5 protein-coding genes are annotated in these 5,172 nt (G+C 71.4%); 3 read left to right on the top strand and 2 right to left on the bottom strand.

What is annotated here, in order from left to right:
- Positions 1-10: 10 nt before the first annotated feature.
- Positions 11-610, top strand: coding sequence for a nucleoside triphosphate pyrophosphatase (locus D7X74_RS39455; RefSeq protein ID WP_120538097.1), 600 nt, complete (start codon positions 11-13; stop codon positions 608-610).
- A gap of 7 nt (positions 611-617) precedes the next feature.
- Here D7X74_RS39455 and D7X74_RS39450 read toward each other — a convergent pair whose 3' ends face one another.
- The gene (locus D7X74_RS39450) at positions 618-1,580 is read right to left on the bottom strand and encodes a hypothetical protein (protein WP_120538096.1); all 963 of its coding nucleotides are present in this window, start codon (positions 1,578-1,580) and stop codon (positions 618-620) included.
- A gap of 391 nt (positions 1,581-1,971) precedes the next feature.
- On the opposite strand from D7X74_RS39450, the gene D7X74_RS39445 reads away from it, so the two are divergent.
- Positions 1,972-2,223 (top strand): hypothetical protein, encoded by a 252-nt coding sequence (locus D7X74_RS39445; RefSeq protein ID WP_120538095.1) that lies wholly within the window; start codon positions 1,972-1,974, stop codon positions 2,221-2,223.
- 488 nt (positions 2,224-2,711) lie between these two features.
- Here the strand turns inward: D7X74_RS39445 and D7X74_RS39440 are convergent, their stop codons facing one another.
- Positions 2,712-4,178 (bottom strand): PD40 domain-containing protein, encoded by a 1,467-nt coding sequence (locus D7X74_RS39440; protein WP_120538098.1) that lies wholly within the window; start codon positions 4,176-4,178, stop codon positions 2,712-2,714.
- Positions 4,179-4,301: 123 nt separating this feature from the next.
- Here D7X74_RS39440 and D7X74_RS39435 point away from each other — a divergent pair, with 123 nt between their 5' ends.
- A complete protein-coding gene (locus D7X74_RS39435; protein WP_120538094.1) occupies positions 4,302-5,099 on the top strand; it encodes a TatD family hydrolase in 798 nt (265 codons plus the stop codon).
- The last annotated feature ends 73 nt before the right edge of the window (positions 5,100-5,172 follow it).

Here is a 5,172-nt window from a genome sequence, read left to right as displayed (position 1 = left end):
ACCCCACCCCATGAAAAACCCTGGCCCCCCCGGCGACCTGTTCCTCGCGTCCACCTCCAGCGCGCGCAAGGCCCTGATGGACGGGCTGGGCCTGCCCTACCGCACCGAGGCCCCCGGCGTGGACGAGCACGTGCCCGCCCAGCTCTCCGCCCTGGAGGCCGTGGCGATGCTCGCGGTGCGCAAGGCCCGCGCGGTGCATGAGCGCCACCCGGACGCCTGGGTCCTGGGCGCGGATCAGCTGGTGGAGGTGGAGGGCACGACGCTGGGCAAGCCCCACGACCGGGACGCCGCCCGCGCGCAGCTTGGGCGCCTGCTGGGCCACACCCACGCCATCCACACCGGCGTGTGTCTGGTGGGCCCAGGCGGCCACCTCACGCAGGCCGTGGAGACCACGCACCTCACGTTCTTCCCGCTGCCGCCCGAGGAGCTGGAGCGCTACCTGGACACCGGCGAGTGGGAGGGCTGCGCGGGCAGCTACCGCGTGGAGGGCCAGGGGCAGGCGCTGCTCGCCAAGCTCGAAGGGGACCGCACCAACGTGCAGGGACTTCCCATGCTGTCGGTGGTGCGGCTGTTGCGACAGGCGGGCTTCGCGTTCTTCGCCCGCCCTTGAAGGCTTCTCAGCCCGCGCTGGACAGCTCCGCCAGGATTTCGCTGTACGCGGCGCGGGCCTTGTCCGTCTGGTCCGCCTTGAAGCTCACCGCGGACACCACCGGGTGCCCGCCCCCGCCGTAGCGGCCGGCGATGGCGGCCAGGTCGTGCTTGCGCGTATGGGGCTGCCATGGGTTGGAGCCCAGCGACACCTTGGCGCGCGAAGCACCCTTGCCCACCCACAGCGTGTAGCGCGCGTCCGGGTAGAGCGCGTAGGCGATGAACTTGTTGAGGCTGTCCACGCCCTCGTCCACCAGGTCGAAGAAGACGACGCCGTTCTCGTAGCGGGCCTTCTCGCGCACCAGGTCGATGTTGCGCTGGTGCTTGAAGAGCAGCGGCGCCAGCGGGGCGGAGATGAGGGGCGAGGCGGCGATGTCCGAGAGCGACTCGGACTGCATGCGGCGGATGACCTCCGGGATGAGCGTCTCATCCTTCGTGGACTCCAGCACCGTCATGATGCGCAGCGCGGGCTCCTCCAGCGCCACCGCCATCTGGGGGCTGGGGAACTGCGCGCCGTCGATGATCTCCGCCCAGTGCAGCAGGTCCGACAGCGCGGACGCATCCCAGCCGAAGCGCTCGCGCGCCACGTCCGCCAGGTACAGCGTGCAGCTCTTGCGGTGCGCGTCGTGGAACTTCTTCCCGCTGGTGTCGCGCTGGAAGTGGGGCTCGTCGCCCGGCTGCTGGAAGGCGGAGGCGTGGTGGTCGAACCACCAGGTGAGCCGCGCGTCCTGGCTGTAGCGGAAGTCGACGATGACGTTCTCGTCCCCGGTGAAGACGGCCGGATCAATGCCCTCCGCCCCCGGCTTGTGCGACAGCCCCCGGTAGCTGAACGTCGCGTCCGCGCGCACGCGCTCCCGGTAGAAGCGGGTGAAGACCGCGGCGCTGGCCGCGCCGTCGAAACAATTGTCGTGGAAGAGGACCTGGACTCGCATGGCGGTCCGCCCTCTATCCCAAATCCCCCGTCCCCGCTCGCGCCCCCCTCGGACGCCCCGGCGCGGCCCGTGGCCCTCCAGCCACGGGGGCGTGGCCCCAGGGTGACACCTGACCCGTACCCTGGTGCCCACGGGCCCCGGGGCGCGATGAGGGCCATTGAACGTCCTGTGGAAATCACCGCGCTGGCTGAACGAAAAACTCGACAGAACGAGGAATGACCCTGAAGGGCTGAAAAAAGGTGGGCCGTCCTACCCCACGGAAACCCCCTATTCGACAGGGAAACCCCTGGATTCTAGGACCCGCCGGGGAGGCCGAGCCCTGGCACCCCGCCTGCATGATGTCAGACCCAAGGTGTACTCACCCGCGCAGTGGGAAGTGGCGGGAGGAACCATGGCGAAGCGGACCGCAGGCAAGACGAGTGGTGGCACGACGGTGCGGCGGCAGGGTCGGCGGGTGATGCCGGCGCTGCGGCGGACGGCGAAGCGGGCGCGCGTCGTGGCCCAGAAGGCCCAGCTCACGCTGGGAGAGGTCATCGCCGCGGCGTTCGACACCGCCGGCGGTGAGATGAGCGGCGTGCTGGATCTGGTGACGTCCCCGCAGATGACCCGCGCGCTGGGTCGCCGCATCGTCGTCGAAGGCTGACGAAGCCGTCCGGTCCTCCCTCGGGCCGCGCTCCCGGACACAGGGCGCGCGAGGAAGGGCTGTCGCGACACGGCTGTCAGCCTCGAACCACCAGGTGCCGCTTCCGCTGGCGCGGGTGGAGTACCCGTCTCCCTTGAACGTTGTGAAGCCGTCCCAGGCCCGTCACGGCGACCCACTCCGGGTACCGACGGTGCCCCGGCTCCAACGTCTCCGCCTTCACTTCGAACCCGCCGCGCAACCGCTGCGGTGGACGCTTCCTGCGTGCTTCCGGACGCGCCTTGCGTCCCGGCGCGTGGACCGCCCTGGACGCATCCTGGAGCCACGCGAGCGGGTTCAGCGCGACACCGACTGACCGCGTTCGTCACTTCGCACCGGTGGGCTCACCGCTTCGCACCCGCCCCCAAAGACAACGGCCCGCGCTCTCCCGCTGAAACGGGGAACGCGGGCCGGGAAGCCCCGGTTGCCGGGGCTTTCAACTCCGAGCAGGACTACCGGGGCTGCCAGCGCGGGCGGTGGTCGTCGCCTTCGCTCGTCAGCACCGTGTACGTGTCCTTCGGGTGGGCGATGGCGGCGCCGACCTTCGTGCCCGCGACCGGATCCAGCTGCTGCACCGTGAGCTGACCGCCCTTCACGTAGGCCAGGTACTGACCGTCCGGAGAGAACGACGGCAGCGTGGCCTCGTTCTCGAAGGACACCGCCGCGCCCTCCGGCGCGCCCGTGGTGGTGTTCACGCGCTGGAGGAAGAGGACGTTGCCCGGGGTGGTCCCGCACTCCGTCGCGGTCACGTTGCCGCAGAGCGTGGCCGCGGTGCCAATGAGCTGGTAGTAGGCGCGCACGTACGCCACCCAGCTGCCGTCCGGCGCCCAGTTCGGGTTCGCGATGTAGGACTCCAGGGTGCCACCGGTGACGGGCGCGGAGGTGGCGTCCGCCAGCGTCTGCGGGGCGCCGCCGCCCGTCACGGGCAGCGAGTACAGCTTGAGGACCGGGGTGACCTCCGCGCCGAAGTTCACCGTCTTGCCGTCCGGGTTGGCCAGGAACAGCAGCTGCGAGGTGACGCGGTTGTAGTGCGGCTGCTCCCCGGACGTGGGCGACCCCGCCAGCGGAGACGGCGCGGCGCCGCCGGTGGAGACCTGGATGCCCGCGCCGGAAGCGCTGTACGCGTAGTCGACGCCGTTGGGCCCGAAGTCCGGGAACGTGCCGGTCGCGGTGGCCTGCGTCGCCGTGCCGCCCGTCGCGGGGATGGTGGAGATGCCGGACGAGCCACGCACCCAGGCGATCACGTTGCCCGGCTCCCACTCCATGTAGCGGATGCGCGTGCCAGCGCCCGTCGTCAGCACGGTGGGCGAACCGGCCGCGAGCGGCACGGCGCGCACCGCGAGCTCACCCGTGGCGCCGGTGACATCCCCCTGCACGAAGGCCACCTGCGTGCCGCCCGGGCCGAAGCGCGGGTAGGCGCTGGCCACGGCGTCATCGCTGAGGGACGTCATCCCCGGCGTGTCGAAGCGGGCCACGATGGCCCGGGTGCCGCCGTCCGTGCCCGTCACGGCGATGTGCAGCGCCTGGCAGGTCGCGGCCTCGCAGAACAGGCCGGCCATGCACTCGGTCGTCGCGGTGCACGCGCCGCCCTTGGCCACCGTCATGCCCGTGCCCGCGTCCGTCCCGGCGTCGACCTCCGTGCCCGCGTCGGTGCCCGCATCAACGTCCGTGCCCGCGTCCGTCCCGGTGCCCGCGTCCGTCCCGGTGCCGGCGTCCGTCTCCGTGCCAGCGTCCTCCTCGGGGGCGGGCGTCAGCGTGCGCAGCTCGCACTTGTTGTCCTCGTTGCAGGACCAGGTCTGGCCCTCGGGGGCCGTCCCCTTGTCGCGGCAGTCGAACTGGTCGACGCACTCGTCTCCACAGCCCGTCGCGAACATCGTCAGCGCTCCGAAAAGCGCACCCCACACCACTCGCTTGGTCATGCTCATGCCTCCTCAGTCAGGGGCGCGCGTCATAGCTTCCCGTTCGCGGGGGACGGCTCGCCTTGAAGGGCACGTCATCCGGGCCTGTCCGTGATTGAACTGGGTTTGGGAAAAGGGTGCTCAATGATCGACACGCACTGCCATCTGGACGCCTCTCGCTTCGAGCCGGACCGCCCGGAAGTCGTCGCGCGCGCCTGGGCCGCGGGCCTGCACGGCATCCTCATTCCCGCCGTGGGACCGGAGACGTGGGAGCCCCTGCTCGAACTTCCCCGCCAGGACGCGCGCATCCAGGTGGGCCTGGGCATCCATCCCCAGTTCCTGCCGGACCTGCCACCGGAGGATGACGGCCTGCACCTGGAGCGGCTGGACGCGCTGCTCGCGAAGGGCGGCGCGGCGGCGGTGGGCGAGTGCGGCCTGGATGGCCCCTCCGTCACCGGCGCGCCCCTGGAGCGACAGGTGGCCGTGCTGCGCGGACACCTGGCCCTGGCGCGCAAGCACGGGCTGCCGGTGCTGATGCACTGCCACCGGCTGCACCCGGCGCTCATCGACCTGCTGAAGACGGAGGCCTGGCCGGACGCGGGCGTCCTCATGCACAGCTACAGCGGCGGCGCGGAGCTGGCGCGCTTCTACATCCAGAAGGGCTGCCACTTCTCCTTCGCCGGCCCCGTCACCTGGGCGGAGGCGCGCAAACCGCTGGACGCCCTGCGCGTGATTCCCCCGGAGCGGCTGGTGGCGGAGACGGACTCGCCGGACCAGGCCCCCACGCCCTTTCGCGGCCAGCGCTCCGAGCCGGGCTACCTGCCCCACATCCTCGCGGGCATGGCCCAGGCCCTGGGGGAGCCGGTGGACGTGCTCGCCCAGCGGACGACCGAGAACGCCCGGCGTCTGTTCCGGGAAGCTTTCCCGCCCCCTTCGCTGTAGGCGAGCGTCGCGTGATAGAGGAGCCTTCATGAACCCGCAGCCCGTCCCCACCGCCACCGCCGAAGCCGAGGCC

Origin of the sequence: Corallococcus sp. CA047B, assembly GCF_003612065.1 — a bacterium.
GTDB lineage: Bacteria > Myxococcota > Myxococcia > Myxococcales > Myxococcaceae > Corallococcus > Corallococcus praedator.
Note: the sequence above shows the minus strand (reverse complement) of the source record. Positions and strands in the feature narration are given on the sequence as shown.

Bases quoted from the DNA above. Each gene is read 5' to 3' on its own strand.
- D7X74_RS39455 (WP_120538097.1), top strand. From the start codon at position 11: ATGAAAAACCCTGGCCCCCCCGGCGACCTGTTCCTCGCGTCCACCTCC.
- D7X74_RS39450 (WP_120538096.1), bottom strand. From the start codon at position 1,580: ATGCGAGTCCAGGTCCTCTTCCACGACAATTGTTTCGACGGCGCGGCC.
- D7X74_RS39445 (WP_120538095.1), top strand. From the start codon at position 1,972: ATGGCGAAGCGGACCGCAGGCAAGACGAGTGGTGGCACGACGGTGCGG.
- D7X74_RS39440 (WP_120538098.1), bottom strand. From the start codon at position 4,178: ATGACCAAGCGAGTGGTGTGGGGTGCGCTTTTCGGAGCGCTGACGATG.
- D7X74_RS39435 (WP_120538094.1), top strand. From the start codon at position 4,302: ATGATCGACACGCACTGCCATCTGGACGCCTCTCGCTTCGAGCCGGAC.